Raw genomic sequence first — 1116 nt, 5'->3', positions numbered from 1 at the left:
CCCACTAAAAAGCTATTGGGAGCAATAAACTTTGGCATTAGATTATTGTTTTGATCTTTGATATTAATCGAAGCGTAAGCATTACACATCGATACAGCCACAAGTCCTGCGATATTGATTCGATTTGTCACGCTATTAAGATCGGGTGAATTAGCATTATTGTCTTGTAACTTAGCGAATGGATCTATCACACCATGAAAGCCCCCTAAATCATCTATTTCGACTTCCGGTTGTTGCATCTGACGAGTATTCATCGATTGCGGAGCACCATTAGATGCGGCTGCGTGATCATTGTGTAATGTCAGTTGTTTACTCATCATCCACTTTTCAATATCAAAGTACTGAGCACGGTAATGATATTGTTTAATCATATCCATCTCGCTCAGTTCAAAAGTGATTTCAGTTTTAATCGCCATGTTGACTGGCGTGAGCTCATTGAATGCAAGTTGATGTGCAGATGCGCTACCAACACAACTAAGCAAAGTGACTAGGGGTAATATGTATTTCATAAAATATCCTTTTTAGAATGAATGCATCATCTTAGACGCTATGCATTTCCATTTTTATAGTCCACTAAATACTAGGGTAAATTTGGGTAAAACACAAAACACCCCCTTTTTAACCCTCTAACTTTACTGACTTTTTCATCTTAACTGTTAGTTTTAATTCAGCTTAAGTTATTAAGCGTGATTCAAACATTTACTAAACCAGAATAAGGAAAGTCAGGATGAGTATACTCAAAAAAACATTAATCAGTATGTGCCTAATGAGTGCATCAACTATGGTCGCAGCAACCCCAATAACCGCTAACGTCACCGCAGACAATGATTTCATTGTGGTACATTCACCAGGTAATGGTAGTACACCTACGGTGGTTTACCGTGGGGCCAATGGCAGTAATTGGAAAAAAATCGAATCATTCAAGTTTGATATCGATAGTAGCCCGCAGTCGTTAGAGACCTGTTCGGTGAGCGTTATTGCTTGGGGAGATGGTAAGGTTTCACAAGGCATGGCTGCCATATTCAAAGGTGACAATACTATTTATACTGGTTCTGGCCACTTTAAAGCATATCAATCAACGATTCCATCGTCTGGTTGGGCACAAACCGGCGGGCC

At 39.5% G+C, this 1116-nt stretch carries 1 protein-coding gene and 1 pseudogene; one reads left to right on the top strand and one right to left on the bottom strand.

The window, feature by feature from the left end:
- The coding region (locus tag H5202_RS23030) for a hypothetical protein (protein WP_182774059.1) at positions 1-509 on the bottom strand (509 nt) is incomplete at its 3' end.
- A gap of 218 nt (positions 510-727) precedes the next feature.
- Here H5202_RS23030 and H5202_RS23025 point away from each other — a divergent pair.
- Positions 728-1116, top strand: a pseudogene (locus tag H5202_RS23025) (DUF7450 family protein); the annotation flags it as partial.

This window comes from Shewanella sp. SG41-4 (assembly GCF_014164505.1).
Taxonomy (GTDB): domain Bacteria; phylum Pseudomonadota; class Gammaproteobacteria; order Enterobacterales; family Shewanellaceae; genus Shewanella.
Note: the sequence above shows the minus strand (reverse complement) of the source record. Positions and strands in the feature narration are given on the sequence as shown.